This window comes from Nonomuraea sp. NPDC049758 (assembly GCF_040674635.1).
Taxonomy (GTDB): Bacteria; Actinomycetota; Actinomycetes; order Streptosporangiales; family Streptosporangiaceae; genus Nonomuraea.
In genome coordinates this window covers 186,880-213,163 of the sequence record NZ_JBFAMZ010000001.1, presented here as the reverse complement: position 1 = coordinate 213,163, position 26,284 = coordinate 186,880, and the positions used below count along the sequence as shown (strand labels likewise).

Sequence of the window (26,284 nt, the reverse complement as noted above, 5' to 3'; positions counted from 1 at the left end):
CGCAATTTCTCGTCGCGACCAACGTTAGGAGTGGAAATTTCAGGAATTGTGGGCCCTGAGGAGGGACTTCGTGTAGAACCTCAGACGACCCCCGTCAGCCTTTCGGCCGATGCGAGGGCACGACGAGCCCCGCCTCGTAGGCGTACACGACCACCTGGGCCCGGTCCCGCAGCCCCAGCTTGGCCAGCACCCGGCCGAGATGCGTCTTCACCGTGGCCTCGGCGACCTCCAGGCGGTTCGCGATCTCCATGTTCGACAGGCCGCGGGCCACCATGAGCAGCACCTCCCGCTCGCGCGGGGTCAGCTCGGTCGCCGCCGGCAGCTCCTCCACCGGCAACTGGGCGGCGAAGCGGTCCAGCATCCGGCGCAGCGTGCGCGGCGAGACCACGGCGTCGCCCGCGTGCACCTGCCTGATGGCGTTGACCAGGTCGGCCGGCGGCACGTCCTTCAGCAGGAACCCGGCCGCGCCCGCCTTGATCGCGGCCAGCGCGTACTCGTCGAGGTCGAACGTGGTCAGGATCAGCACCTTCGGCCCGTCGATGCGCCTGGTCGCCTCGACGCCGTCCATGCGCGGCATGCGGACGTCCATGAGCACGACGTCCACCTCGACGCGGTCCAGCAGCTCCAGGGCCGTGACGCCGTCGGCGGCCTCGGCCACCACGTCGATGTCGGGCTGGGCGCCGAGCACCATCCGGAACCCGGCCCGCAGCAGCTCCTGGTCGTCGACCAGCATCACCCTGATCATCACGCCGCCCTGGCCGTCGGGAGGCGGGCCAGCACCTCGAAGCCGCCGCCGGTCAGAGGACCGGCCGACACCGCGCCGCCGTACATGCCGACGCGTTCGCGCATGCCGATCAGGCCGTGCCCGTCGGGGCTGCGCGGCGCGGCGGCGCCCCGGCCGTCGTCGGTCACCCGGACGACCAGCTCGGGCCCGCCGTAGTCGATCTCGACCCGCGCCTGGACGTGCGGGCCGCCGTGCTTGAGCGCGTTCGTCAGCGCCTCCTGGACGATGCGGTAGACGGCGAGCTGCTGCCCTTCGGGAAGCTCGCCGGGCACGCCGCCGATCCGCAGGCTGGCGGGCACGCCGGCGCCGCGTACCAGCTCTTCGAGCTGGCCCAGGCCGGGCTGCGGGGTGTAGTCGGTGCCGTCGTCCTCGTTCTCGCGCAGCACGCCGACCATCCTGCGCATCTCGGCCAGCGCGGCCCGCCCGGTCTTGGAGATGTTCCGTACGGCCAGCCGGGCCTGCTCGGGGTCGCTGTCGAGGGCGAAGCCCGCGCCGTCGGCCTGCACCACCATCACGCTGACATTGTGCGCCACCACGTCGTGCAGCTCCCTGGCGATCCTGGTGCGCTCGGCCGCCGCGGCCATCCTGGCCTGCTGGTCGCGTTCGCGCTCGGCCCGCTCGGCGCGTTCCTCCAGCCCTTCGAGGTAGCGCCGGCGGGTGTTGGCGTACAGGCCGGCCAGCCAGATGGTGACGACGAAGATCGAGCCGCTGAAGAACATGCCGAAGGTGGCGACGGACCAGTTCACCAGCGCCAGGAAGATCCCCAGCTCGGCCACCAGCCCGGCGGCCAGCGCCCACCGGAACGCGCACTCGGAGGCGACCGTCCACAGCGCCACCATGACCGCGAGGTTGGCGGGCAGCGGGTCGACGTGGGCCAGCCACTGCCCGAAGGAGGCCAGCGTGATCACCGCGTACGCCGCCAGCGGCCTGCGCCGCCACAACAGCGGCGCGATCAGCAGCACCGAGAGCGCGACGTAGCCCACCACGCCCAGGTACCGGCTGCCTCCCGCCGGGGTGAGCGAGGCGTAGGGGATCGCCAGAAGCAAGCTGAGGACGGCGAGGGGGGCGACCCGAAGGACGCTCACCAGCCCGCCGTGGCGCCTCGACCACGCCCGTACCCTGCCGAACACATCATCACGATATGTAAGCCACGCCGCGGGTTTGTCCGCCTGGAGGGGGAAGTCCGCCTACGACCCAGGTCTTACATGGGTCTTACGGGGGACCAGGCATGGTGGTACCTGGGAGCGCCCCTCGCGGGCGAGTAAAGGGAGATCGTGATGGCGGATCATGATCGAGACGCGGGTCGCGCGGTGAAGAGGAAGCACCGCGCGACCCGGCCTCCCGGACGGCGCGGCCCGCGCAACCGCCGCGTGTGCGGGCGGGGGGACTCGAACCCCCACAGTGTCTCCACCAACAGGACCTAAACCTGCCGCGTATGCCATTTCGCCACGCCCGCGATCCCGCCGAGGCGGGCTGGGAACAGCTTAGCGCTCCGGCCGTGGCCGGGCAGCCTTCCGCGACGACCGCGGGCCCCTCGCATGCGGGGCCCGCGAGCCGGGGTCAGGCCAGGCCGAGCCTCTTCTTGAGCGAGGCCACGTGGCCGGTGGCCTTCACGTTGTAGAGCGCCTGCTCGATCTTGCCGTCGGCGTCGATGACGAACGTCGAGCGGATCACGCCGATCATCTCCTTGCCGTAGAGCTTCTTCGGGCCGTACGCGCCGTAGGCCTGGTGGACGGCGAGCTCCGGGTCCGACAACAAGGGGAAGGTCAGGGCGTCGCGGGCGACGAACTTGGCCAGCTTCTCCGGCTTGTCCTTCGACACGCCGAGGACGACGAAACCCTCGCCGGTCAACTGGCTGAGGTTGTCGCGGAAGTCGCAGGCCTGTTTGGTGCAGCCGGGCGTCATGGCGGCGGGGTAGAAATAGAGGATCACCCTCTTGCCGCGCAGGCTGTCGAGGGAGACGGTGCCGCCGTCGGCGGTGGGTAGCGTGAACTCGGGCGCGGCGTCGCCGGGCGCGAGCTTGGTCTCTGTCATGGGCCCTCCTGAGTTCCTCCGGCAAACCTACCGGCCCGGCCGCTGTGCCGTACGGCACGCCGACCTGACAGACTGATCACGACCAGAACGGACGGAGCTCGCGACGGACAACGTAGCGGGCGCGACCACGCGTACGGTCGAAAGGAGAGCCATGGCTGACACCGATCCCGACGAGTTGGAGCGGCGGATCGCGCGCACGCGCGCGGAGTTGGCGCAGACGGTCGACGCCATCGCCGACCGGGTGAGCCCCAAGCGGGTCGCCGAGCGTACGGTCGTCGATGTCAAGACCCGGGCGGGCCACTTCGTGGCGTCCGTGGGGGACGCCCTCGGGGTGACCGCCCGCCCGGTCGACTACGGCGACAAGCCCGAAGGGGTGTGGGAGGACGAGCAGCCCAACCTGGCGCCGGTGCTCATCGGCGTCGGCGCGGTGCTGGTCGTCGGCGCCGCGATCGTGCTGTTCCGGCGCAGGCGCCGCCGGCGCTGAGCGCGTGTGCCGGGGCCGGGGTCACAGGAACGTCCGGCCCTCGCCCCGGTACGTCGGCACCGACTCGGCCAGGGTGTCGCCGTCCACGAGGTGGAGGGTGTCGAAGCGCTCGCACATCTCGCCGGCCTTGGCGTGCCGGAACCACACCCGGTCCCCGACCCGCAGCTCCTGGGCCGCCTGGCCCAGCAGCGGGGTCTGCACCTCGCCCGCGCCCTCGTCCTGCGCGTACCGCAGGCCGGCGGGCAGGTACGGCTGCGGCAGCCGGCTCGGCCCGGGAGGGCCGGAGGCGAGGTAGCCGCCGCCCAGCACCGTCACCGTGTCCGGCCCGGGCCGCCGGACGACCGGCAGCGCGAACAGGGCCGCCGGACGGCCGGTGAAACGCCGGTAGAAGTCGAACAGCCGCGGGTGGAAGAAACCCGACCCGGCGGCGACCTCCGTGATCGCCTTCTCCCTGACCGTCGTCTCGATCGAGCCGGTGCCGCCGCCGTTGACGAACTCCAGGTCGGCGACCTGGCGCACGGCGTTCACGACGCGGCCGCGGCGGAGGATCAGCTCGCGGGCCGAGCGGGCCTGCATGACCCGGACGACGCGGGCGAAGGCGGCGTTGCCCGGCGGGGCGTCGCCCACCCCGGCGATCTGCGCCTCGTAGGCCATGAGCCCCACCAGGCGCAGCCCCGGGCGCTTGGCGATGGCCGTGGCCAGGTCGGCGGCCTCGTGGGGCTCGCGCACGGGGGAGCGGAGCGCGCCGGCCCTGAACTTGCCGCCGAGGGCGACGTAGCCGGCGTCCAGGTCGAGGGAGAGCCGCAGCTCGGCCCTGGGATGCACGTCCGACACGGCCTTCTCGACGAAGTCGAGCTGCTCGCGGGAGTCGACGGTGATCGCGATCTCGGCGGCGGCCCGCGGGTCGGCGGCCAGGGCGGCGAGCGCGTGCCGGTCGGCCGTGGGGTAGGCGACCAGGATGTCGGTGAAACCCTGCCCGGCCAGCCACAGGGCCTCGGGGAGGGTGAAGGCCATGATGCCGCGGAAGCCGTCCATGGCCAGGATGCGTTCGAGGACCGCGCGGCTGCGCACGGACTTGCTCGCCACCCGGATCGGCTTGCCGGCGGCCCGGCGCACCAGGTCGGCCGCGTTGGCCCGCATGGCCGCCAGGTCGAGGATCGCGAAGGGCGGTTCGAGCGCGGCGGTGGCGCGGTCGTAGCGCCGGCGGTCATCCATGTCAGCAGGGTAACGGCATATCGGGCGAATGAATATGAGCGGGGTTCATATTCCTATCCGGAGCGCGGGAGAGGTTCACTTTCCTTGGTGCGGCCCGTAATGATCGGGCAAATGGGCGGCGAGGGCGCGGTCGCGGCCCCCGCGCACCCATGTACGTCTGTCGTTGTGATGACCACGCTTCAGCAGATGGTGCCCGCAGCCATCACCGCCCAGCACCACACCGGGCTGCGCAGGGCGAGACGGGCGCTCAGACCGGCGCGCACGTTGCCCGGCGCACTCGTCGCGCTCGTCCTGGCCGCCGTGCTCGGCGCGACGACCGCCGAGGTGGTGACGTCGCTGCTCGGCAAGCCGCTGGGCTGGGTCCCGGTGAACGAGGCGGTCGAGCTGGCCGGCGCGCGGACGTGGCCGCAGGTCTCCTCGGCCGCGCTGCTCACCGCCGGGGCCGGGCTGCTGATGCTGCTGCTCGCGATCGTGCCGGGACGGTCCAGGACGGTCCCGGTCGAGACGTCCGACCCGCTGATCGTCATCGGCATCACCCGCGCCGGGCTGCGGCGCACCCTGCGCGCGGCCGCCCAGAAGGTGAACGGCGTGGACCGGGCCCGGGTACGGCTGCGCCGGCGCACCATCGAGGTCACCGTCGTGACCGGGCCGGAGAGCTCGGGCGCGATGCTCCGGCAGGTCGGCACGGCGGTCGGCGACCGGCTGGCCGGCGTCGGCACGCTCGGCACCGGCGAGGTCGTCGTCCGGCTGCGCAGGAAGGGCGTGTGATGCGGCAGTACACGGGCAACCGCGTCGGCCTGGCCCTGGTCGGCCTCGCCCTGCTCGGCGTGGGCGGCTACGGCTGGCTGCGCGGCCGGGGCCTGCTGTTCGACCTGCCGCGCAACGCCAAGGTGCTGCCCGCCGAGTTCGCCCGCACGCTGGCCGCCGATCCCTGGACGTTGTGGTTGCTGGCCTTCGCCATGCTGATCCTGGCCATGCTCGCCGTGCGCTGGCTGCTGCTCAGCCTGGGCTGGGGCCGCCGGGGCTCGGCCAGCGGCACCGGCACGGCCATGCTGTGCGTGGGCCTCAAGGGCGTGGACGGCCTGGGCCGGGCGGGCGTACGGGTCGCCGACAACGGTCTGCGCGTCGCCCTGACCTGCCCCTCCGACGCGGACGTCGGCGCGGTGGTGACCAAGCTCGACCAGGACATCGTCGGCCGCATCCGCCGTGAGGTGCGGGACGACGAGACGCCTGCGGTCGTCCGCGTGCACGTCCGCCGCCAACCGGCCGAGCGCCGCTGACCAGTCAACCGGCTGCTCGTAGCTGAAGGAAGAAGGCGCGACTCGGCGCCTTCGTCGTCGAATCCGATCGGGAGGTCGTCATTCACCGCATCATCGGCGCGTTCGCCGCCGCAACCCTCGCCCTCGCGCTCACCGCGCCCGCCGCCCACGCGGCGACGGGCGACGGCTTTCCGCTGATCCCCTGCAAGATCGGGGAAGACGGCCAGATGCACTGCGTGGGCGATCACCTGCCCGGCCTGCTGGCCCAGGCGCTCAGCCCCGCGGTCGGCCTGATCTGCGTGGACAGCCACACCACCACGGTCATCTGCCGCTCGTCCGCCTGAACCCCGGCCCGCCCGGCCCCTCCTGCGCGGAGGGTCCGGGCGGACCGCCGCGTCTCTACTCGTAGTGGTAACGAGCCTGCAGGACGACGATCTCGTCGTGTGCGACCAGGTACACCAGGCGATGCTCGTCGGTGATGCGCCGGGACCAGGCGCCCGCCAACGCGTACTTGAGGGGCTCGGGCTTGCCGATGCCCTCGTAAGGATCGCGCATGACATCCTCGACGAGCCGGTTGATGCGCTTGAGCACCTGCCGGTCAGCCGTCTGCCAGTGGACGTAGTCCTCCCAGCCCTGGCTGGTGAACGCCACCTTCACCGAGCAGCCTCGTCGCCCAGCAGCTCGTGCCGCTCATGACGCCCTTGGACCGCTTCCTGATAGGACTCGATCAGCCGGCGGGCGTTAGCCGGGGAACGTAGCAGGTAGGCCGTCTCCTGCAGTGCTTCGTACTCCTCTGCGGCCACCAGGTAGGCGCTGCCGCTCTTGGACACGATCTCCACGGCGGTGCGGTCGTTGTTGACCTCTTCGATGAGGGGGAACAGACGACGGCGAGCCTCGCTGGCGGTGATGGACATGGTCGCCTCCTCCGAGTGGTACAACTTCACGGTACCACTCGGAGGCGGGTCAGCACTCGATGACGTTGACGGCCAGGCCGCCGCGGGAGGTCTCCTTGTACTTGTCGAGCATGTCGCGGCCGGTGTCGCGCATGGTCTTGATGGCCTTGTCCAGCGCCACGTAGTGGCGGCCGTCGCCGCGCAGGGCGATCCTGGCGGCCGTGATGGCCTTGTTCGAGGCCACCGCGTTGCGCTCGATGCACGGGATCTGCACCAGGCCGCCGATCGGGTCGCAGGTCAGCCCGAGGTTGTGCTCGATGCCGATCTCGGCGGCGTTCTCCACCTGCTCGGGGGTGCCGCCCATGACCTCGGTCAGCCCGGCCGAGGCCATCGAGCAGGCCGAGCCCACCTCGCCCTGGCAGCCGACCTCGGCGCCGGAGATCGAGGCGTTCTCCTTGAACAGCACGCCGATCGCGGCCGCCGTGAGCAGGAAGCGCACCACGCCGTCGTCGTCGGCGCTCGGGACGAACTTGGTGTAGTACGTCAGCACGGCCGGGATGATGCCCGCGGCGCCGTTGGTGGGGGCGGTGACGATGCGGCCGCCGGCGGCGTTCTCCTCGTTGACGGCCAGGGCGAACAGCGCCACCCAGTCCATCGCCTGCAGCGGGTCCTTCTCGGCCGACTCGGCCTGCAGCCGCCGGTGGAGCTGGTTGGCCCGGCGCTTGACCTTCAGGCCGCCGGGCAGCACGCCCTCCTTGGTGATGCCGCGCCGCACGCACTCCGACATCACGCGCCACAGGTTGAGGATGCCCGCGCGGATCTCCTCCTCGGTGCGCCCGAACGCCTTCTCGTTCTCCAGCATCAGGGCGGAGATCGACAGGCCGGTGTTCGAGCAGTGCTTGAGCAGCTCCTCGCCCGAGGCGAACGGGTAGGGCAGGACGGTGTCGTCGGGCTTGATGCGGTCGGCGCCGGTGGCCTTCTCGTCCACGACGAAGCCGCCGCCGACGGAGAAGTAGACCTTCTCGCGCACGGTCTCGCCCTGCTCGTCGCGGGCGGTGAAGCGCATGCCGTTGGGGTGCTCGGGCAGGGAGATCTTGCGCTCGAAGACGAGGTCCTGGCCCACGACGAAGGGGATCTCGTGCTCGCCGTAGAGCTTGACCGTGCCCGCGGCGCGCATCTCGGCCAGGCGGGCGTCGACGGAGTCGACGTCGACCAGCTCCGGCTTCTCACCGGACAGGCCGAGCAGCACCGCCTTGTCGCTGCCGTGGCCCTTGCCGGTCAGGCCGAGCGAGCCGTACAGGATGACCTCGACGCGGGCCACGCGGGGGAGCAGGCCGTCGTCGTGCAGCCCGCGGGCGAACTTGTGCGCGGCGGCCATCGGGCCGCCCGTGTGGGAGCTGGACGGTCCGATGCCGATCTTGAAGAGGTCGAAGACGCTGATCGCCATTGATGGCGCCCTTCAGTTCAGGAAGTGCCGGGGCCCGAGCGCGGGCCCCGGCGTTGGTGTCAGGACTCGCCTGAGGTGAGCGCCGTGTACTCCTCGGCCGACAGCAGGTCCTCCGCGTCGCCCTCCATGCGGACGCGGAACATCCAGCCGTCGCCGTACGGGTCGCTGTTGGCCAGCGACGGGTCGTCGGCCACGGCCGAGTTCACCTCGACGATCTCGCCGCCGACGGGCGCGTAGATCTCGCTCACCGACTTGGTGGACTCCACCTCGCCGACCGAGTCACCCGCCTCGACGGTCGAACCGACCTCGGGGAGCTGCACGAAGACGACGTCACCAAGAGCCTCGGCGGCGAAGGCCGTGATGCCGACGGTCACGGTGATGCCGTCGTCCACGCCCGACACCCACTCGTGCTCCTTGGTGTAGTTCAGGTCGTCAGGGATGTTGCTCACTTGTTCCTCCTGTAGAAGGGCAGCTCGACCAGGTCCATAGGTTCATGGCTGCCCCGGATGTCCACGGCCAGACCTGTGTCGGCCCCGGCGTCCACGTAGGCCATCGCGATGGGCTTGCCCAGGGTCTGGGAGGGCGCACCGCTGGTGACCTCGCCGACGACGGCGCCGTCGCGGGTGACCGGGTAGCCGTGACGCGGCACCCGGCGGCCCTGGGCGACCAGGCCGACGAGGCGGCGGCGGGGCTGGTCGTCCTTGACCGCCTCCAGTGCCGCCCTGCCGACGAAGTCACCGGGCTTGTCGAATTTCACCACTCTGCCCAGCCCCGCGTCGAACGGGGTCAGGTCGGAGCTCAGCTCGTTGCCGTAGAGCGGCATGCCGGCCTCCAGCCTGAGGGTGTCGCGGCTGGACAGACCGGCGGCGCGCAGCCCGTGCGGCTCGCCCGCGGCCTCCAGGGCGCGCCAGAGCGGCACGGCGTCCTGGTTGGCGACGAACAGCTCGAAGCCGTCCTCGCCGGTGTAGCCGGTACGGGCGATGAGCGCCTGGCGGCCGTCGACCACGCCGGGCAGGCCCGCGTAGTACTTGAGACCGTCGAGGTCGGCGTCGGTGAGCGTGGCCAGGATCTCCTGGGCCTTCGGGCCCTGGATCGCGATGAGGGCGTACTGCTGGGAGCGGTCATCGACCGCCGCGTCATACGACTTAGTACGATTTTTCAGCTCATCAGCGACCTTGTCGGAGTTCGAGGCGTTGGCCACCACCATGAACTCCTCGTCCGCCAGCCGGTAGACGATGAGGTCGTCGAGCACCCCGCCGCGCTCGTCCACGATCATCGTGTACCTGGCCCGGCCGGGCGCGAGCGCCGACAGGTGGCCGACCAGCGCGTAGTCGAGGGCCTCTCCGGCCTGCGGACCGGTCAGGAAGATCTCGCCCATGTGCGAGAGGTCGAACAGCCCGGCCGCCTCGCGGACGGCTTTGTGCTCCGCCGACTCGCTGCCGTACCGGAGCGGCATGAGCCAGCCGGCGAAGTCGGTCAGCGTGGCGCCTAGGGCCTCGTGGACGTCTCGTAGCGGCGTAGGTCGGGACATTTGTCGCACCTCAGGACAGGATTGGATGCCAGCATCCTCCCCCTCTGTCATGGATGCCTGAGAGCTTCGCCCGAGTTTTACCGGACTTTCACCTTCGGCGAGGCCCCGAGGGCCTGCTTTCCAGAGGTCACCTCCCCGTAAGAACGCCTTACAGGGCTGCCGCGCGGTCCTTTGCCTTGAGAGGTTCGCGGGGAGGGCTTGCTCCTTCAGGGACCCTGACCGGCTGTCAGGGTGCTCTCCCGCACGGTTTCGCCGGTGATGTCCGTCAGCCTAGTGCCGTCATGGGGGTGTTGTCGCGCTTCGCCCTCCGTCATCCGCGGCATCCGCGACATACCGCACGCAGCGAAAAGCGGCCGCGGCCCCGGAGAGGCGGGGTCGCGGCCGCGTTGGTGGCCGCGCGCGAGCCGGTCATGGCAGGTCAGCTCGCACGCGGCAGCTCGGGGCGGGCCGGCGGTGACCGGCCCGCGGGGGATCGAACCCGGAGATCAGGCCCGAGGGTCAGGCCCGCGCCCAGAGGGCGGGCACGTTCGGCGGCTCCCAGCCCGGCAGGCTGGTGTGCGCCTGGAGGCAGCGGTAGCTGACCCCCTGGTAGGTGACGACGTCTCCGGCCGTGTACGACTTGTAAGCCGTCCAGGTGGTGCCCTGGCCGTCCCCTCCGACGGTCAGGGTGAAGGACGCGGAGTGGTCCGCCGTCGCCCCGTCGCCGTTGATCCCTATGGTGTACGTCCCCGCCGCGACACCGCTGGTGGTGGCGATCGTGACGGTGGACGACTGGCCCGCCTGAACCGTGGACGGGCTGAAGGAGACGGTGACCCCGCTCGGCACGTTCCCGGCGGAGAGCGCGACGCTCTGCGCCTGGCCGGACGTGACCTGGGTACTGACCGCCGCGGTAGCCGACTGACCGGCCTGGACCGATGCCGACGACGGGGTCACCGAGATCGAGTAGTCGTTCTCCGTGGGCGTGCTGGTGCCCACGGCGAGCTTCCATATGGCGTACGCGATGGCGTCGGAGTTGCGGTCGAGCGCCGTGGTGTTGATGGCGCTCGGGTAGCTGTCGCACGCGCTGTGGTAGCAGCGGTCGAACGCCTGCCCGGCCGAGCCGCCCCACTTGGCGGCCTGGGCCGAGCTCTTGACCGCCCCGGCTCCCGTGGCCAGGCCGCCGACCCGGACGCCCGCGCTCTTGAACGAGGCGTGGTCGCTGCGGCCATCGCCCTCCCTGTCACCCTCGGTCTGCAGGCCGATGGTGGCGAAGTAGTCGTTGAAGGTCCGCTGGATCGCCGCGTCGTCGTCGTAGACGAAGTAGCCGGCGTTGGTCGAGGCGATCATGTCGAAGTTCAGGTACACCTCGACGCCGCTCGCGCCGCCGTTCTGCACGTAGTACCTGGACCCGACCATGCCCGCCTCTTCGGCGCCCCACCAGCCGAAGCGCACGTGCTTGGTGAGGGTGGGCTTGCGGGCGGCCAGGGTGAGGGCGTTCTCCAGGAGCGCGGCCGAGCCGGAACCGTTGTCGTTGATCCCGGGGCCGGCCGCGACGCTGTCGAGGTGGGCGCCGAGCATCACGGTCTGGTTGGCCGGGCCGCCCGGCCAGTCGGCGATCAGGTTGCTGCCGCCGCTGAAGTTCTGCACGCGGGTGGTGAAGCCAGCCGCGTCCAGCTTGCCCTTGATGTAGTTCATCGAGGCGGTGAAGCCCGGCCTGCCCGAGGCGCGGTTGCCGCCGTTGCTCGTGGCGATGGACTGCAACTGGCTCAGATGCGCCGTCACGTTCGCGACGGGGATGTCGGGCGCGGGGTCGGCGGCGGCGCCGGCCGGTCCGGCCGGCGTGGTGAGGGTCAGGGCCAACGCGGCGGTGGCCGCGGCGCCCAGCCTGAGCATGGCGTTCACGATCTGTGGCTCCTCAAGGGGGTTGGGCGGCCACCCCGGCGTGGCCGCCCAGGTCGTGCGACTTAGACCGGCTGCCAGAGGGCAGGGGTGTTGGGCGGCTCCCAGCCCGGCAGGCTGGTGTGCGCCTGGAGGCAGCGGTAGCTGGTGCCCTGGTAGGTGACGGTCTGTCCGGCCGTGTACGCCGTGTACGTCTGCCACGTGGTGCCCTGGCCGCCGCCCACCGTCAGGCTGAAGGAGGCCGAGTGGTCGGCGCTCGCGCCGTCGGCGTTCAGGCTGATCGTGTACGTGCTGGGCGTCACGCCGCTCGTGGTCGCGAACGTCACCGTGGACGACTGCCCGGCGGTGATCGTGGACGGGCTGAAGCTGACCGTCACGCCCGCGGGCACGTTGCTCGCCGCCAGGGCGATGCTCTGCGCCTGACCGGCGGTGACCTGCGTGCTGACCGTGGCGGTGGCCGACTGACCGGCCTGCACCGAGGCCGACGACGGCGTCACGCCGAAGGAGTAGTCGTTCGGCGAGCTCTGCCCGATCTGCAGGTTGTAGGTGGCCTGGCGGTCCACGTCGGCGCCGTCGGCCGTGATGGCGATCGAGTGGCTGCCCTGCGGGCTGCTCGCCGAGGTGTTGATCGTCAGCGTCGAGCTCTGCCCCGCGGTGATGGTGGCCGGGCTGAACGAGGCGGTCACGCCGGCCGGCAGGGTGCCGGTCCGCAGGGTGATCGACTGCGCCGAGCCGCCGGTCACGGTGGTGCTCACCGTGGTCGTGGTGCTCTGGCCGGGAGTCACGCTGCCGGAGGCGGGGTTCAGGTTGACCGAGAAGTCGTTGTTGCCCTGGGTGCAGGTCGGCTCGCCGGACTGGGCCCGTACGCTGACGCCGTCCCAGGCGTTCTTGACCACGTTGAACTCGGCGCAGCTGCCCGGGTACAGCGTCTTGGCGGCCTGGAGGGTGGCGACCCTGGCCTTGGCGTGCGTCCACGGCTGGGTCTTCATGTTCAGCGCGGACATGAACACCTCACCGGCCTTGCGGATGCCGATGCCGGTGATCGCGGCGCCGTTGTCGCAGCGGGTGCTGGCGGGCTTGCCCGAGGGGTTGGTGCCCTCGGCCACCAGGTAGAACCAGTGGTTCTGCGGGCCGGCCGCCGCGTGCACCTCGGTGTTCGGGATGGAGGCGCTGTAGCAGTTCGGGTGGCTGAGGGCCGACGGGTTGTACATGTTGCGGATCGGCCCGGCCCCGGAGAGGTTGACCTCCTCGCCGACCAGGTAGTCCGGCGGGTCGTTCGGGTTGTTGGCGTACGCCTCGGTGAGGGCGCCGAAGATGTCGCCGGTGGACTCGTTCATGCCGCCGGTCTCGTTGCCGCTGCCCGAGCCGCCGCTGGTGAACTGGAAGATGCCGTGGCCGAACTCGTGGCCGACCACGTCCATCGACGTGAGCTGCTGGGAGTTGGCGGAGTTGTGGCCGAAGGAGCCGTACTGGCCGTTCCAGTAGGCGTTGACGTCGGCCAGGCCGACGCGGGCCGGGTAGCCGCCGCCCTGGCCGTTGATGCCGTTGCGGCCGAGCCAGGCGCTCAGCATGTCCCATTCCCGCTGCGCGGCGTAGAGCGCGTCGACGCAGGCGGTCTCCAGGTTCGTGCCCGAGCCGTTGCCCCAGGTGTCGGTGGTCTTCGTGTACGGCGAGCCGTTCTGGCCGCCGCACGCGACGCCGCTCCTGCGGGGGTCGCGCATCGTGTACGAGGGGCTGGTGTCGATGGTGACGGTGCCGACGTAGTAGCTGTTGCCGGTGCCGTCGCGCACCTCGTCCCAGTCGTCGATGACCTTGCCGGTCAGGGCGTCCACGTAGACGTGGAGCTTGGTCTCGTGACCGGCGGCGTTGGCGCCGGTGACGAGGACCTCCCAGGCCAGCCGCGGGGTCGTCGTGGTGGCGTGCACGGACAGCACGGGCGTGGCGACGGTCTCGACCCTGGCCACCTTGGCCCTGGCCGTCACGGCGGCCTGGGCCGCGGTGACCTTCGCCTTCGTGCCGATCCCGATCTTCGTGCGCTGCCCGGTGGCGACCGTGTCGACCACCGCGCCGGAGGCGTCCGTGGCGACGACCACTTCGCCGCCGTAGACGGGCAGGCCCGCGTGCTTACGGGCGTAGGTCAGGTACTGCAGGCCGCGGACGCCTTCGACGGTCGACGTCAGCGTGAACGTGTCCTGCTCGGATGCCAGCAATGCCGCCGAGTCGGCCAGGATCGCGTTGTGTGCGGTGGCGATCGCGTTCCTGCGCTCGTCGGGGCTGGGAGGATCGGCCACCTGCGACGCTTGGGCTGTGGCGCTCGTGGCGCCCACCAGCGAGCTGGTGGTCAGGGCTAGCGCGAGCATTGCGGCAGCCCCCAACCTGAGTTTGGGGTTCACTCTCTGGCTCCTCAGGGGGGTGTGGAGTGGAAGAGCCCCGGCCGGCTGGGGATGAACACAGGGTGACACCGGGATGGCGCGATCCGGTACCCAACAAGTTTCCTATAACGCGGTGGTATGGCCCCCTGAGCTGGGATTTCGCCGGATTTTAGGGCGCAGAAAAGGTAAAGAAGCTTTCCAGTAACGGTCTCAGCAGGCCGCCGTGAACGCCTCGAAGAGCGCCGGTCCCTCGCCCGCCTCCGGGTGCCACTGGACCGCCACCGCGAACCCGCCGGAGTCGAGCTCCACCGCCTCGATCGTCCCGTCGCCGGCCGTGGCGGTGACCGTGAGGCCCCGGCCGAGCCGGTCGATGGCCTGATGGTGGTAGTGCGGGACCGCCACCGGGTCCGTGCCGAGCACCTTGGCCAGGCGGCTGCCGGGGACGGGCGTGACCGGCAGGTGGCCGAACTCGCCGGGCGCGGGGGAGTGGCCGGTGTGCCCGGTCACGTCGGGCAGGTGCTGGTGCAGGGTGCCGCCGAGCAGCACGTTGAGCACCTGCAGGCCGCGGCAGATGCCCAGGAACGGCAGCCCGGCCTCCAGGGCCGCCGCCAGGAGGGCGAACTCGGCCTCGTCCCGGAACTCCCGGACGTAGCCGGTGCGCTCGTGCGCCGCCCGGCCGTACCTGGCCGGGTCGACGTCGCCGCCACCGGCCAGGACGAGACCGTCGAGCCGCCCCACGACCTGGGCGGGATCGCCGGCCGGCGGCAGCAGCACGGGCTGCCCGCCGGCTTGGACGATCTTCTCGACGTACATGTACGGCAGCAGCGCGACGGGCAGGTCCCACACGGTGAACCGGGCGGGCTCGACGTACGTCGTGACGCCGATGACCGGACGGGTCACAGCGGCGTCACGTACGCGCCGGAGATGCCGCCGTCCACCAGGAACTCGGCCCCCGTGATGAAGGAGGCGTCGTCGCTGGCCAGGAACGCCACGGCGGCGGCGATCTCCGACGCCTCGGCGAAGCGGCCCACCGGGATGTGCACCAGGCGCCGCTGGGCCCGCTCGGGGTCCTTGGCGAACAGCTCCTGCAGCAGCGGCGTGTTCACCGGCCCGGGGCACAGCGCGTTGACCCGGATGCCCTCGCGGGCGAACTGCACGCCCAGCTCGCGCGACATCGCCAGCACGCCGCCCTTGGAGGCCGTGTACGAGATCTGCGACGTGGCCGACCCCATGACCGCCACGAACGACGCGGTGTTGATGATCGACCCCTTGCCCTGCCGCCGCATGTACGGGATGGCGTGCTTGCAGCACAGGTACACGCTGGTCAGGTTCACCTCCTGGACGCGGCGCCAGGCGTCGAGGCCGGTCTCCAGGATCGAGTCGTCGTCGGGCGGCGAGATGCCGGCGTTGTTGAAGGCGACGTCCACGCTTCCGTAGGTCTCGTGGGCCGTGGCGAACATCCGGACGACGTCGTCCTCGCTGGTCACGTCGGCCTTGACGAAGAGGCCGCCGACCTCGCCCGCGGCCTTGGCCCCGGCCTCCTCGTCGATGTCGACGCAGACGACCTTCGCGCCCTCCTGCGCGAACCTGCGCGCCGTGGCCAGCCCGATGCCGCTGCCCGCGCCGGTGATGACGGCCACCCGGTCCTGCAATCGCTGCACTGTCACTCCCAGGAAATGAAGACGTTCTTGGTCTCGGTGAAGGCCGTCAAGGCGTCCGGGCCGAGCTCACGGCCGAGGCCGGACTGCTTGAAGCCGCCGAACGGGGTCCAGTAGCGCACCGAGGAGTGCGAGTTCACCGACAGGGCGCCCGACTCCACCGCGCGGGCCACCCGCAGCGCCCGCCCGACGTCGCGCGTCCAGATGGAGCCGCTCAGCCCGTACGGGGTGTCGTTGGCGATGCGCACGGCCTCGGCCTCGTCGGCGAACGGCACCACCGACACGACCGGGCCGAAGATCTCCTCGGTGAAGGCGCGGTCGGTGACCTTGGAGGTGAGCACCGTCGGCGGGAACCAGAAGCCCCTGCCCTGGGGGCAGTCGCCCTGGAGGTAGGGCGTGCCCTCGACGAAGCCGCGGACGCGCTCCAGGTGCTCGGCGCTGATCAGCGGGCCCATCTCGGTGGACTCGTCGAGCGGGTCGCCGACCTTGACGCCGCGCACCGCCGCCGACAGGCGTTCCAGGAACTCGTCGTACACCTCGGCCTGGACGAGGATGCGCGAGCGGGCGCAGCAGTCCTGGCCGGAGTTGTCGAAGACCGCATAAGGGGCGGTTCTTGCCGCTTTTTCGAGATCTGAGTCGGCGAAGACGATGTTCGCCGACTTGCCGCCCAGCTCCAGCGTCACCCGCTTGACCTGCGCCGCCGCCTTCGCGGCGATCTCCTTGCCCACCTCGGTCGAACCGGTGAACACGATCTTGGCCACGCCGGGATGCTCGACCAGCCGGGCCCCCGCGACCTCCCCTGCCCCGGGCAGCACCTGGAGCACCCCCTCGGGGAGGCCCGCCGACAGGGCCAGCTCGGCCAGCCGCAGCGCCGTGAGCGGAGTCCATTCCGCCGGCTTGACGATCACCGTGTTGCCCGCCGCCAGCGCCGGCGCGACGCCCCACGACATGATCAGCATCGGGAAGTTCCACGGCACGATGACGCCCACCACGCCCAGCGGCTCCTGGAACGTGATGTCCACGCCGCCGGGCACCGGGATCTGCTTGCCGTGGTTGCGCTCGGGGGCGGCGGCGTAGAAGTGCAGCACGTCGCGGACGGCCCCGGCCGCCCAGCGCGCGTTGCCGATCGGGTGCCCGGCGTTGTCCAGCTCCAGCCGGGCCAGCTCCTCGCCGTGGGCGTCCACCAGGTCGGCGAAGCGGCGCAGCAGCCGCGCCCGGTCGCCCGGCGCCACCTCCCGCCAGCTCTGGTACGCCTTCGCGGCCCGCTCCACCGCCCGGTCGACCTCGGCCGCGTCGGCCAGCTCGACCTCGGCGACGACCTCTTCCGTCGCCGGATTAACGATCCTCATGCCTACCGTCACATTCGCTCGAAACCACGGAACAGCTCCCAGTCCGTCACCGCCGCGTCGAAGGCGGCCAGCTCCACGCGCGCGTTGTTCGCGTAGTGCTCGACCACGTCGTCGCCGAACGCCTCCCTGGCCAGCTTCGACCCCTCGAACAGGGCGAGCGCGTCCCGCAGGGTGTGGGGCACGGTCTCGGCGCCGGAGTCGTAGGCGTTGCCGCCGAAGGCGTCCTCCAGCGGCAGCTCCCGGTCGATGCCGTCCAGCCCGGCCGCGATCAGCGCCGACACCGCCAGGTAGGGGTTGACGTCCCCGCCCGGCACCCGGTTCTCCACCCGCAGCGACGGCCCGTGGCCCACCAGCCGCAGGGAGCAGGTGCGGTTGTCGACACCCCACTTGACGGCGGTGGGCGCGAAACTGCCGGGCACGTAACGTTTGTAGGAGTTGACGTTGGGCGCGTACAGCAACGTGAGCTCGCGCATGCGGGCGAGCTGCCCGGCGATGAACCGCGCGCCGAGCGGCGAGAGCCCGTACGGCCCCTCGCCCGCCATCACCAGGCCGCCGTCGAGGCCGCGCAGCGAGATGTGGATGTGGCAGGAGTTGCCCTCGCGCTGGTTCGGCTTGGCCATGAAGGTGATCGAGCGGCCCTCCTGGGCGGCGATCTCCTTGGCGCCGTTCTTGTAGATCGAGTGGTTGTCGCAGGTGCGCAGGGCCTCGTCGTAGCGGAAGGCGATCTCGTGCTGGCCGAGGTTGCACTCGCCCTTGGCCGACTCGACGTACATGCCGGCGCCCTCCATGTCGCGCCTGATGCGCCGGAGCAGCGGCTCGACGCGGGCGGTGCCGAGGAGGGAGTAGTCGACGTTGTAGAGGTTGGCGGGGGTCAGGTCGCGGTAGGCGCGCCGCCAGGCGTCCTCGTAGCTGTCGTCGTAGACGACGAACTCCAGCTCGGTGCCCACGTACGCGGCCAGGCCCCGCTCGGCCAGGCGGGCGAGCTGGCGGCGCAGGATCTGCCGCGGCGAGGCGGTGACCTCGCCGCCCTCCTCCCAGGCCAGGTCGGCCATGACCAGGGCGGTGCCGTCCTGCCAGGGGATCCGGCGCAGGGTGGACAGGTCAGGCTTCATCGCGAAGTCGCCGTAGCCCCGGTCCCAGGAGGACATGTCGTAGCCGGCGACGGTGTTCATGTCCACGTCGACCGCGAGCAGGTAGTTGCAGCCCTCGGAGCCGTGGTGCAGCACCTCGTCCAGGAAGTAGCGGGCGGAGAGCCGTTTGCCCTGCAACCTGCCCTGCATGTCGGCGACGGCGAGCAGCACCGTGTCGATCCGGCCGGAGGCGACCTCGCCCCGCAGTTCCTCGACGGACAGGAATCCGTTGCCCGCTGGTTCGCTCACCCTAGGTCGCTCCGATCTGCTCTGAAGCGCTTTCCCGTTGATTGGGCTAGTCTCAGACCATTGATGTGTATGCCGGGATCGCTTGTCAAGACCTGAGGACACCTTGGACGATTCGGCGCGTTTGATGACAGTGCTGCGCCCGGTGAAGGCGGGGAACGCCTTCGAGGAGACCGTGGAACGGCTGCTCCAGGCGATCAAACTGGGCGTGGTGCCGTACGGCGACAAGCTGCCGCCCGAGCGCGAGCTCGCCGTGCGGCTGGGCATCAGCAGGGTCACCCTGCGCGAGGCCATCCGCGCCCTCCAGGACGCGGGCTACCTCGACGTGCGGCGCGGCCGGTACGGCGGCGCGTTCGTCACCTATGTCCCGCCGCGGCCCGACGCGGGCGACCTGCGGCAGGCGGTGGCCGACATGGGCATGGCCGAGCTGTCGGACGCGCTGACGTTCCGGCTGGCGGTCGAGTGCGGGGCGGCACAGGTGCTGGCCGCGGCCGAGCTCACCCCCGCCCAGCGGGAGGTGCTGCCGCGCCGCCTGGCCGAGCTGGACGAGGCGCCCCTGGAGGACTACCGGCGCCTGGACACGGCCTTCCACCTGTCGATCGCCGAGCTGACCGGCTCGACGCTGCTCGCGGCGACGTGCGCCGACGCCCGCTCCCGGGTGAGCGACCTGCTGAACGCGATCCCGATGCTCCAGGTGAACATCGAGCACGCGGCCGCCCAGCACCGGGCGATCGTGGACGCCATCCTGGCCGGCGACCCGGACGCGGCGCGCCGGGCGATGTCCGAGCACCTGGAGGGCACGGCAGCCCTCCTGCGCGCCTTCCTGGCCTGAGCGTGGGCCGGGGCCGTCAGGCGGCGGTGTCCGGGGTGCGGAGCTGGAAGGTGTGGCGGGCGCCGTCGGGCCAGGTCAGCGTGATCTCGTCAGCCGTCACCGCCGCCGACGGCACCGTCAGCGTGATGTCGTCGGCCGCCGCCGACGGCGTCCCGGCCGGGGCGCCGCCCAGGACGGCCGCGCTGACCGCCCAGCCGTCCGCCGCCACCCCCTCCAGCACCGGCACGGCCGCCGGAGCTCCGAAGGCGCTGCCCTCCGGCTCGTCGGCGACGTAGGCCCGGCTGTAGCCGCGCACCGCGACCAGCTCGGAGACCAGCCCGTCGCCGTCCCGCACCCGGGCGCCGGGCCCGCCGGCCGGGTCGGCCTGGTCGGCGGACGCGACGAGCGCCCAGCCGCTCTGCCGGACCGCCGAGCCGGGCGCGACCCGATGGACGCGCACCTCGACGGCCCCCCTGATCACGCTCAGGCTCTCCACGCCGGCGCCCGCCGACGCGGCCCACGCCAGGTCGCCCGCCGAGCCCGCCCCCCGAGGGGTGATCGTGCCGCGCCCGGCGACCGTGCCGTCCGGGCCGACCACGCCGAAGTGGTTGTCGGGGACGCCCGTCGTCGGCGCGGTGTGGGTGGAGTAGGCGTAGCGGTCGTACAGGGGGTCGCCGGGGTGGTGCTGGCTGCCGTGGTTGAGCAGGCGGGCGACGTCGCCGGTGTGCTGGACGACCAGTCCCGGGCCGGGCAGCGCGGCCAGGCCGGTGGGGCCGGGCTCCTCGGGCGCCGACCACACCGGGTGGCCGGCCGGCAGCAGCAGCCCGAGGAACGCCTTCGACGCCCAGTACGGCGACGCCGAGCCGGAGTAGGACTGCAGCGAGGGCTCGTGCGGGCCGTGCCAGCCCAGCGTGAGCAGCCCCTCGGGGGAGAGCGCGCCCTCGTCGAGGAAGCGGCGCAGGACGCCGGAGGCGATGCGGCGGGTCTGGCCGGGGGAGAGCGGGGTGGCCTCCAGCAGGGCGCCGGCGAAGAGCGAGGTCGCCGAGGCGAAGCGGTAGGTGAGGGAGCGGCCGTGGTAGAGCATGCGGCCGTCCTGGTCGAAGGTGAGGGCGTAGCTCTCCAGGAAGCGGCGCAGGCGGGGCCCGGGGGAGCCCTGGCCCGCCAGGTGGGCCAGCAGGGCCGGGTAGAGGTGCATGGCCCAGCCGTTGTAGTGGTCGAAGGAGCGGTTGTCGCCGTCGGCGTACCAGCCGTCGCCGGCGTACCAGGGCTCGATGCGGGCCAGGCCGCGCTCCACCGCCGCGCCGGCCTCCTCGGCGTGCAGGCCGGCGGCCGACAGGAAGCCGCCCACCATGGCGGGGAACAGCCACCAGTTGTTGTCCACCGGCTCGTGGCGCAGCGCCCCGGCCAGGTAGGCGGCGACGCGTTCACGGGTGGCGGGGGACAGGCGGTCCCACAGGCGCTCGCGGGTCAGCCAGAGCGACAGGGCGATCGAGGCCGCCTCGACCATGGGCTGGGTGCGGTCCTCGATCGGCTGCCAGAGGCCGGGGCCGGACTCCAGGCCGCGCGCGTACGGGGCCAGCAGCTCCTCGGGGCCGCCGCCGGCCACGCGGAAGGCGGCCAGCAGGAAGGTGCGCGCGTACCCCTCCAGGCCGTCGCAGCGCGACCAGCTCTCGCGTCCCGGCAACGTGATCACGGCCCCGTCCGCGGAGCGGTACGGTTCCACCGCGGCCAGCAGCCCGTCGGCCACCGCCTCCCAATGGGCGCGGGTCCAGCCGGTGTACGGGCTGAGCGTTCGATCCTCCGGCGGAAGCGGGAACATGCGGCACTCCAAAGGGACGTCCGGTCTCGGCCGGGACCTTAGCATCCTGATCGAACGAAAGCATCCGTTCAAAAACGAAAGCACTTCCCGCTAGGATCGTAGGGTCGAGTCAGAAGGAGTCGCGGTGTTCGCCGAACAACGTCATGAACTGATCCTGCGCGAGGTGCGCGAGCGCGGTTCCGTACGCCTGGCCGAGCTGGTCGACCGGCTCAACGTCTCGATGGTCACCCTGCGCAGGGACGTCGAGCACCTGGCCGGGCAGGGCCTGGTCAACCGCGTGCACGGCGGCATCACCCGGCCCGAGTCCGCGTCCGCCCCGGCCAGGGAGCGCTCGCTGACCCTCGGCATGCTGGTGCCCTCGGCCACCTACTACTACCCGGCGGTCATCAGGGGCGCCCGCGAGCAGGCCGAACGGCTGGGCGCGCGGCTCGTCCTCGGCGTCTCGCGCTACGACGACGAGGAGGACCGCACCCAGGTCAGGCAGCTCGTGGACGGCGGCATCGAGGGCCTCCTGCTCACCCCGAGCAGGCAGCCGGACGCCTCGCACGAGGACTGGCTGGCCGAGCTGGGCGTGCCGGCGGTGCTCGTCGAACGGCGGGCCGAGCTCGGCGGGCCCGCCTCGCTGCTGGACGCGGCGGCCTCCCACCACGCCCACGGGGCCTTCCTCGGCACGCGGCACCTGGCCGAGCTCGGGCACCGGCGCCTGGCGATGGTCTCGCGGGACAGCCCGACGGCCCCCCGGGTGCGGCACGGGTTCCTCGCCGCCGTCCGCGACCTGGGGCTGGCCGAGCCCGTCCACCTCGACGTCGCGCAGGAGGGGCCCTCGCGCGAGCAGGTGGCCGACGTGGTCGCGGCGATCAGGGGCGGGGTCACCGCCATGCTCGTGCACAACGACGAGGACACGTTGCTGCTGGTCCAGCACCTGCGGACGGCCGGGGTGCGCATTCCCGAAGAGGTGTCGCTGGTCGCCTACGATGACGAGGTGGCGGCGCTCAGCGACCCCCCGCTCACGGCCGTCGCGCCCCCCAAGGCCGCGGTCGGCCGCTGTGCCGTCGACCTGCTGGTGAGCCGGATCCAGGAGGGCCCGCGGCGCCCTGCCCAGCACGTGGCGCTGCTGCCCGAGCTGAGGGTCCGGGAATCCACGGTCGCGCCGCGTCCGTAACGTTACGCATCCATTTCGTTATTGATCGATTTGTGGCCTCTCTCTAGACAACCGATCGAGTATGAGCGAATGATGCCTTATCGATCGAAAGCGATGAGGAGCCATCGATGGGACGCAAGAGCGCCGGCATTGCCGGACTGCTGGCCGGTATGAGCCTGCTCGCCGCCGCGTGCGGCAGCACGGAGCCGGCGCAGCCCGCGGGCGAGGCGGGCAAGCCCGCCGAGGTCACCTTCTGGGGCTGGGCCAAGGGCACCCAGCAGGTCGTGGACGCCTTCAACAAGTCACACAAGGACGTCCAGATCAAGTACGAGGAGATCCCCTCGGGCAACGCGGGCGGCTACGCCAAGTTCTCCAACGCCGTCAAGGCCGGCAACGCCCCCGACGTCATGTCCGTGGAGTACCCGCAGCTCCCCGACTTCGTGAACCAGGGCGCCCTCCAGGACATCTCGGCCGACGTGGCCGACGTCAAGTCCAAGTACCCGGCCGAGGTCTTCGGCCTGGTCGAGCTGGGCGGCAAGGCGTGGGCGCTGCCCATGGACGCCGCGCCGCAGGTGTTCTTCTACCGCAAGGACCTGTTCGAGAAGAACAAGATCGAGGTCCCCAAGACCTGGGACGACTTCCGCGCCGCCGCCGAGAAGGTCAAGAAGGCCGACGGCAAGTCGCGCATCGCCACCTTCTTCCCCGACGACCCGAGCGTGCTGGCCGCGCTGTCGTGGCAGGCGGGCGGCAAGTGGTTCGGCACCGAGGGCGACGCCTGGAAGGTGACGATCAACGACGAGCCCAGCAAGAAGGTCGCCGAGTACTGGCAGGGCCTGGTCAAGGACGACCTGCTGAAGGTCCAGCCGTCCTTCAGCCAGGAGTGGAACGCCGCCTTCGAGGACGACACCCTCTGGGGCTACGTCGGCGCCAACTGGGGCGCGGGCGTCATGAAGGGCAACCACGCCGGCCAGTCCGGCAAGTGGGCCATCGCGCCGATCCCGAACTGGGGCACCCCGGCCAGCGGCATGCTCGGCGGCACCACGTTCGGCGTGAGCAAGGGGTCGAAGAACGCCAAGGCCGCCGTCGAGGTCGTCAAGTGGCTGACCGGCTCGGAGGAGGCGTGGACCGCCCGCCTGTCCTCGGGCACCTCCAGCGGCTTCCCGGCCATCGCCGACCTCGTGCCGGTCGCGGCCAAGAGCTTCGACGCCTCCTTCTACGGCGGCCAGGACATCTACGCGCTGTTCGCGGAGTCGTACAAGACGGTCCAGCCCGGCTGGACGTGGGGCCCGAGCATGGTCCAGACGCTGACCACGTTCAAGGACGCCCTCGGCAAGGTCTCCAGCGGCGGCACCACCATCCCCGGCGTGCTGGACGCCGCCCAGACGGCCACCGTCGGCGAGATCAAGAGCCGCGGCCTCAACGTCGCCCAGCAGTAGCACGACGCTCGCGGCGGAGCGCCGGCTCCGCCGCGACCCACCGAAAGGCAGCTTGTGACTCCTCCAGTAGGAAGCGGTCGCGGCGGCGAGGGGTGGCGGCGGCGGGGGGCGATCCTGCTGTTCGTCGGGCCGTTCTTCGCGCTGTTCGGGGCCGTGATCGTGGCCCCGCTGGCCTACGCGGTCTACCTCAGCCTGTTCAGCGAGAAGTCGTCGGGGCTCGGCTTCGGCGGCGCGGAGACCGTGTTCGTCGGGCTCGGCAACTACCTGGACACGCTGAAGGACTCCGCCTTCACCGACGGCTTCCTGGTCATCCTCGGCTACTGCGTGCTGTACATCCCGCTGATGATCGGCGGCGCGCTCACGCTGGCGCTGCTGCTGGACTCCGGGCTGGCCAGGCTGGGCAAGTTCTTCCAGCTCGCGCTGTTCATGCCGCACATCGTGCCGGGCGTGATCGCCGGGCTGATCTGGCTCTACCTGTACCTGCCTGGCATCAGCCCCATCGTGGACCTGCTCGGCGACGTCGACTTCCTCGGCGGCGACCACGTGCTCGGCTCGGTGGTCAACATCGCGCTGTGGGAGTGGGTGGGCTACAACATGATCATCTACTTCGCGGCGCTCCAGGCCATCCCGGCCGAGGTCGTCGAGGCCGCCAGGATGGACGGCGCGGGCCCGCTGCGCGTCGCCCTCCAGGTCAAGGTGCCGCTGATCCGCGGCGCCGTGGTCACCACCGTGCTGTTCACGATCATCGGCTCGCTGCAGCTGTTCACCGAGCCGATGGTGCTCGACAACGTCAGCGACGGCGTCGTCAGCACCTGGACGCCCAACATGTACGCCTACAACGAGGCGTTCGGCAACAACGACTACGGCCAGGCCGGCGCGGCCTCCATCCTGCTCGCGCTGCTCGCCGCCGTGCTGTCCTACGCCGTCACGAAGTGGGGGAACCGCCGGTGAAGTGGATGTCCCGCGCCACGGTCAACGTGCTGCTGATCATCTCCGCGCTCTACACGCTGCTGCCGCTGACGTGGCTGCTGTTCGCCTCCACCAAGTCGCTGTCCGACCTGTACTCGACGCCCGGCTTCTCCTTCGCCGGCTTCAACCTGTTCGAGAACATCAGGGCGGTCGCGCAGGAGGGCGACGGCGTCTTCTTCCGCTGGTACCTCAACAGCGTCCTGTACGCCGGGGTCGGCGCGGCGGTCAGCTCGTTCGTCACCGTGATGTGCGGTTACGCCTTCGACAAGTACTCCTGGTTCGCCAAGGAGAAGATGTTCGGGCTGGTGCTGCTCGGCGTGCTGGTGCCGACCACCGCCACCGCCGTGCCGCTCTACCTGCTGGCCTCCAAGGTCGGCGTGGTGAACACGTTCTGGTCGGTGTTCGTGCCGGTGCTGGTCCATCCGTTCGGCGTCTACCTGGCGCGGGTGCTCTCCTCCGGGTACGTGCCCGGCGAGGTGCTGGAGGCGGCCAGGTCCGACGGGGCCGGCGAGCTGCGCACGTTCGTGTCCGTGGCGCTGCCCATGCTGCTGCCCGCGTACGTGACGATCTTCCTGTTCCAGTTCACCGCCATCTGGAACAACTTCTTCCTGCCCCTGGTCATGCTGAGCGACCAGCGGCTCTACCCGCTCAGCCTCGGCCTGTACGGCTGGGAGAAGCAGGGCAACGCCTTCCCCGAGTTCCACAGCCTCGTGATCACCGGGTCGCTGCTGTCCGTGGTGCCCCTGCTGCTGGTGTTCGTGTCCCTGCAGCGGTTCTGGAAGGCCGGGATGACGGCGGGCAGCGTCAAGTGAACGAGCTCTCGGGGGAGAACATGAACAAGCCGGTGACGGTCGTCGCCATGGCCGCCGAGGTCGCCGGGCGCATGCTCACCGGCGAGGTGCGCGCCCGGCTGGCCCGGGTGGCCGACGTCCGGGCCGAGGTCGCCGCGTTCGACGACGCCGACCTGTCGCAGGCCGAGGTGCTGCTCACCTCGTGGGGCTGCCCGCCGGTGACCGCCGAGGTGCTGGCCCGCGCGCCCCGGCTGCGGGCGATCGTGCACGCGGCCGGCTCGGTCAAGCATCACGTCACCGACGCCTGCTGGGAGCGCGGCATCGTGGTCTCCTCGGCCGCCTCGGCCAACGCCGAGCCGGTGGCCGAGTTCACGCTCGCGGCGATCCTGTTCGCGAACAAGCGGGTGATCGACATCGCCCGCGCCTACCGTGCGCGGCGGGCCAACGACGACTGGGACGCCCGCTTCCCCGGCTTCGGCAACTACCGGCGGGTGGTCGGCGTCGTCGGGGCCTCCAGGATCGGGCGGCGGGTGATCGAGCTGCTGCGGCCGTTCGACTTCGAGGTGCTGGTCAGCGATCCGTACCTGGCGGAGGACCTGGGCGCGCGCCGGGTCGGGCTGGACGAGCTGGTCGCCCGCTCCGACGTGGTCAGCCTGCACGCGCCCGACCTGCCCGAGACCCGCCACCTGATCGACGCGGGCCGGCTGGCCGCCATGCGCGACGGCGCCACGCTGATCAACACGGCCAGGGCCGCCCTGGTCGACCAGGACGCGCTGATCGCCGAGCTGACCTCCGGACGGCTGTACGCGGTGCTCGACCACACCGAGCCGGAGTTCCTGCCCGCCGAGTCGCCCCTCTACGACCTGCCGAACGTGCTCGTCACGCCGCATGTCGCCGGCTCGCTGGGCGGCGAGCTGGCCAGGATGGCCGACCTCGCGCTCGACGAGCTGGCCCGGCACGCCCAGGGCCTGCCCTTCGAGCACGGCGTCGAGCCCGCCACGCTGTCCCGGTCCGCCTGAAGCCCCCTCTGAACCGCT

Annotated in this window: 25 protein-coding genes, 1 tRNA gene and 2 riboswitches; of the genes, 9 read left to right on the top strand and 17 right to left on the bottom strand. The window is 71.3% G+C overall.

Going from position 1 to position 26,284, the window contains the following annotated elements:
• Positions 1-94 precede the first annotated feature (94 nt).
• From AB0J46_RS00955 to bcp, 4 genes are all read right to left on the bottom strand, one after another.
• Positions 95-745, bottom strand: a complete 651-nt coding sequence (locus tag AB0J46_RS00955; RefSeq protein WP_352350144.1) for a response regulator transcription factor — start codon at positions 743-745, stop codon at positions 95-97.
• Complete coding sequence (locus AB0J46_RS00950) at positions 745-1,869, bottom strand: sensor histidine kinase (protein ID WP_364324643.1); 1,125 nt, start codon at positions 1,867-1,869, stop codon at positions 745-747. The genes AB0J46_RS00955 and AB0J46_RS00950 overlap by 1 nt, the downstream gene beginning before the upstream one ends.
• Before the next feature lie 288 nt (positions 1,870-2,157).
• A tRNA-Leu gene (locus AB0J46_RS00945) sits at positions 2,158-2,240 on the bottom strand.
• Between the two features lie 104 nt (positions 2,241-2,344).
• Positions 2,345-2,818: a thioredoxin-dependent thiol peroxidase gene (gene bcp, locus AB0J46_RS00940; protein WP_364324640.1), complete on the bottom strand. Its 474-nt coding sequence runs from the start codon at positions 2,816-2,818 to the stop codon at positions 2,345-2,347.
• A gap of 151 nt (positions 2,819-2,969) precedes the next feature.
• Between bcp and AB0J46_RS00935 the strand changes: the two genes are divergently transcribed.
• Entirely contained in the window at positions 2,970-3,302 is a 333-nt protein-coding gene (locus AB0J46_RS00935; protein ID WP_364324637.1) for a DUF3618 domain-containing protein, read from the top strand.
• 21 nt (positions 3,303-3,323) lie between these two features.
• Here the strand turns inward: AB0J46_RS00935 and AB0J46_RS00930 are convergent, their stop codons facing one another.
• Positions 3,324-4,517, bottom strand: a complete 1,194-nt coding sequence (locus AB0J46_RS00930; protein WP_364324634.1) for an amino acid deaminase/aldolase — start codon at positions 4,515-4,517, stop codon at positions 3,324-3,326.
• Between the two features lie 186 nt (positions 4,518-4,703).
• On the opposite strand from AB0J46_RS00930, the gene AB0J46_RS00925 reads away from it, so the two are divergent.
• A complete protein-coding gene (locus tag AB0J46_RS00925; RefSeq protein ID WP_352350154.1) occupies positions 4,704-5,285 on the top strand; it encodes a DUF6286 domain-containing protein in 582 nt (193 codons plus the stop codon).
• Entirely contained in the window at positions 5,285-5,797 is a 513-nt protein-coding gene (locus tag AB0J46_RS00920; RefSeq protein WP_364324631.1) for a hypothetical protein, read from the top strand. The genes AB0J46_RS00925 and AB0J46_RS00920 overlap by 1 nt, the downstream gene beginning before the upstream one ends.
• 378 nt (positions 5,798-6,175) lie before the next feature.
• Here the strand turns inward: AB0J46_RS00920 and AB0J46_RS00915 are convergent, their stop codons facing one another.
• The 11 genes from AB0J46_RS00915 to AB0J46_RS00865 form a co-directional block, all read right to left on the bottom strand.
• The gene (locus tag AB0J46_RS00915) at positions 6,176-6,433 is read right to left on the bottom strand and encodes a Txe/YoeB family addiction module toxin (RefSeq protein ID WP_364324628.1); all 258 of its coding nucleotides are present in this window, start codon (positions 6,431-6,433) and stop codon (positions 6,176-6,178) included.
• Positions 6,430-6,690: a type II toxin-antitoxin system prevent-host-death family antitoxin gene (locus tag AB0J46_RS00910; protein WP_352329707.1), complete on the bottom strand. Its 261-nt coding sequence runs from the start codon at positions 6,688-6,690 to the stop codon at positions 6,430-6,432. The genes AB0J46_RS00915 and AB0J46_RS00910 overlap by 4 nt, the downstream gene beginning before the upstream one ends.
• A gap of 49 nt (positions 6,691-6,739) precedes the next feature.
• Positions 6,740-8,116, bottom strand: coding sequence for an L-serine ammonia-lyase (locus AB0J46_RS00905; RefSeq protein WP_364324625.1), 1,377 nt, complete (start codon positions 8,114-8,116; stop codon positions 6,740-6,742).
• Positions 8,117-8,175: 59 nt separating this feature from the next.
• Positions 8,176-8,565 carry a glycine cleavage system protein GcvH gene (gene gcvH, locus AB0J46_RS00900; RefSeq protein ID WP_352324995.1) on the bottom strand — a complete coding sequence of 130 codons (390 nt, stop codon included), beginning with the start codon at positions 8,563-8,565 and terminating at the stop codon, positions 8,176-8,178.
• The gene (gcvT, locus tag AB0J46_RS00895; RefSeq protein WP_358283572.1) at positions 8,562-9,647 is read right to left on the bottom strand and encodes a glycine cleavage system aminomethyltransferase GcvT; all 1,086 of its coding nucleotides are present in this window, start codon (positions 9,645-9,647) and stop codon (positions 8,562-8,564) included. Before gcvT ends, gcvH begins: the two co-directional genes overlap by 4 nt.
• 34 nt (positions 9,648-9,681) lie before the next feature.
• A riboswitch (glycine riboswitch) is annotated at positions 9,682-9,781 on the bottom strand.
• A gap of 20 nt (positions 9,782-9,801) precedes the next feature.
• Positions 9,802-9,899: riboswitch (glycine riboswitch) on the bottom strand.
• A 246-nt stretch (positions 9,900-10,145) separates the two neighbouring features.
• Entirely contained in the window at positions 10,146-11,519 is a 1,374-nt protein-coding gene (locus AB0J46_RS00890; protein WP_364326137.1) for a M28 family peptidase, read from the bottom strand.
• A 71-nt stretch (positions 11,520-11,590) separates the two neighbouring features.
• Positions 11,591-13,885 carry a M4 family metallopeptidase gene (locus AB0J46_RS00885; protein WP_364324620.1) on the bottom strand — a complete coding sequence of 765 codons (2,295 nt, stop codon included), beginning with the start codon at positions 13,883-13,885 and terminating at the stop codon, positions 11,591-11,593.
• A 222-nt stretch (positions 13,886-14,107) separates the two neighbouring features.
• Complete coding sequence (locus AB0J46_RS00880; RefSeq protein ID WP_364324617.1) at positions 14,108-14,797, bottom strand: gamma-glutamyl-gamma-aminobutyrate hydrolase family protein; 690 nt, start codon at positions 14,795-14,797, stop codon at positions 14,108-14,110.
• Positions 14,794-15,558 (bottom strand): 3-oxoacyl-ACP reductase, encoded by a 765-nt coding sequence (locus tag AB0J46_RS00875; RefSeq protein WP_364324614.1) that lies wholly within the window; start codon positions 15,556-15,558, stop codon positions 14,794-14,796. Before AB0J46_RS00875 ends, AB0J46_RS00880 begins: the two co-directional genes overlap by 4 nt.
• Positions 15,559-15,560: 2 nt before the next feature.
• A complete protein-coding gene (locus AB0J46_RS00870; protein WP_364324611.1) occupies positions 15,561-16,904 on the bottom strand; it encodes an aldehyde dehydrogenase family protein in 1,344 nt (447 codons plus the stop codon).
• A gap of 8 nt (positions 16,905-16,912) precedes the next feature.
• The gene (locus AB0J46_RS00865) at positions 16,913-18,283 is read right to left on the bottom strand and encodes a glutamine synthetase family protein (RefSeq protein WP_364324608.1); all 1,371 of its coding nucleotides are present in this window, start codon (positions 18,281-18,283) and stop codon (positions 16,913-16,915) included.
• Positions 18,284-18,407: 124 nt separating this feature from the next.
• Here AB0J46_RS00865 and AB0J46_RS00860 point away from each other — a divergent pair, with 124 nt between their 5' ends.
• On the top strand, positions 18,408-19,112 hold the full coding sequence (locus AB0J46_RS00860) for an FCD domain-containing protein (RefSeq protein WP_364324605.1): 705 nt from the start codon (positions 18,408-18,410) through the stop codon (positions 19,110-19,112).
• Between the two features lie 16 nt (positions 19,113-19,128).
• Here the strand turns inward: AB0J46_RS00860 and AB0J46_RS00855 are convergent, their stop codons facing one another.
• Positions 19,129-20,910: a DUF2264 domain-containing protein gene (locus tag AB0J46_RS00855; RefSeq protein WP_364324602.1), complete on the bottom strand. Its 1,782-nt coding sequence runs from the start codon at positions 20,908-20,910 to the stop codon at positions 19,129-19,131.
• A gap of 124 nt (positions 20,911-21,034) precedes the next feature.
• Between AB0J46_RS00855 and AB0J46_RS00850 the strand changes: the two genes are divergently transcribed.
• From AB0J46_RS00850 to AB0J46_RS00830, 5 genes are all read left to right on the top strand, one after another.
• Positions 21,035-22,072, top strand: a complete 1,038-nt coding sequence (locus AB0J46_RS00850; protein ID WP_364324599.1) for a substrate-binding domain-containing protein — start codon at positions 21,035-21,037, stop codon at positions 22,070-22,072.
• Between the two features lie 107 nt (positions 22,073-22,179).
• Positions 22,180-23,487, top strand: a complete 1,308-nt coding sequence (locus AB0J46_RS00845) for an extracellular solute-binding protein (protein ID WP_364324596.1) — start codon at positions 22,180-22,182, stop codon at positions 23,485-23,487.
• Positions 23,488-23,541: 54 nt separating this feature from the next.
• Positions 23,542-24,438 (top strand): sugar ABC transporter permease, encoded by an 897-nt coding sequence (locus tag AB0J46_RS00840; RefSeq protein WP_364324593.1) that lies wholly within the window; start codon positions 23,542-23,544, stop codon positions 24,436-24,438.
• Between the two features lie 5 nt (positions 24,439-24,443).
• Positions 24,444-25,268, top strand: coding sequence for a carbohydrate ABC transporter permease (locus AB0J46_RS00835; protein WP_352350487.1), 825 nt, complete (start codon positions 24,444-24,446; stop codon positions 25,266-25,268).
• The gene (locus AB0J46_RS00830; RefSeq protein ID WP_364324590.1) at positions 25,265-26,266 is read left to right on the top strand and encodes a hydroxyacid dehydrogenase; all 1,002 of its coding nucleotides are present in this window, start codon (positions 25,265-25,267) and stop codon (positions 26,264-26,266) included. The genes AB0J46_RS00835 and AB0J46_RS00830 overlap by 4 nt, the downstream gene beginning before the upstream one ends.
• The last annotated feature ends 18 nt before the right edge of the window (positions 26,267-26,284 follow it).

Coding starts and splice junctions, on each gene's coding strand:
- AB0J46_RS00890 (WP_364326137.1), bottom strand. CDS start 11,519: ATGCTCAGGCTGGGCGCCGCGGCCACCGCCGCGTTGGCCCTGACCCTC.
- AB0J46_RS00885 (WP_364324620.1), bottom strand. CDS start 13,885: ATGCTCGCGCTAGCCCTGACCACCAGCTCGCTGGTGGGCGCCACGAGC.
- AB0J46_RS00955 (WP_352350144.1), bottom strand. CDS start 745: ATGATCAGGGTGATGCTGGTCGACGACCAGGAGCTGCTGCGGGCCGGG.
- AB0J46_RS00930 (WP_364324634.1), bottom strand. CDS start 4,517: ATGGATGACCGCCGGCGCTACGACCGCGCCACCGCCGCGCTCGAACCG.
- AB0J46_RS00910 (WP_352329707.1), bottom strand. CDS start 6,690: ATGTCCATCACCGCCAGCGAGGCTCGCCGTCGTCTGTTCCCCCTCATC.
- AB0J46_RS00860 (WP_364324605.1), top strand. CDS start 18,408: ATGACAGTGCTGCGCCCGGTGAAGGCGGGGAACGCCTTCGAGGAGACC.
- AB0J46_RS00920 (WP_364324631.1), top strand. CDS start 5,285: ATGCGGCAGTACACGGGCAACCGCGTCGGCCTGGCCCTGGTCGGCCTC.
- AB0J46_RS00935 (WP_364324637.1), top strand. CDS start 2,970: ATGGCTGACACCGATCCCGACGAGTTGGAGCGGCGGATCGCGCGCACG.
- AB0J46_RS00835 (WP_352350487.1), top strand. CDS start 24,444: ATGTCCCGCGCCACGGTCAACGTGCTGCTGATCATCTCCGCGCTCTAC.
- AB0J46_RS00845 (WP_364324596.1), top strand. CDS start 22,180: ATGGGACGCAAGAGCGCCGGCATTGCCGGACTGCTGGCCGGTATGAGC.
- AB0J46_RS00925 (WP_352350154.1), top strand. CDS start 4,704: ATGGTGCCCGCAGCCATCACCGCCCAGCACCACACCGGGCTGCGCAGG.
- gcvT (WP_358283572.1), bottom strand. CDS start 9,647: ATGTCCCGACCTACGCCGCTACGAGACGTCCACGAGGCCCTAGGCGCC.
- AB0J46_RS00905 (WP_364324625.1), bottom strand. CDS start 8,116: ATGGCGATCAGCGTCTTCGACCTCTTCAAGATCGGCATCGGACCGTCC.
- bcp (WP_364324640.1), bottom strand. CDS start 2,818: ATGACAGAGACCAAGCTCGCGCCCGGCGACGCCGCGCCCGAGTTCACG.
- AB0J46_RS00855 (WP_364324602.1), bottom strand. CDS start 20,910: ATGTTCCCGCTTCCGCCGGAGGATCGAACGCTCAGCCCGTACACCGGC.
- AB0J46_RS00870 (WP_364324611.1), bottom strand. CDS start 16,904: ATGAGGATCGTTAATCCGGCGACGGAAGAGGTCGTCGCCGAGGTCGAG.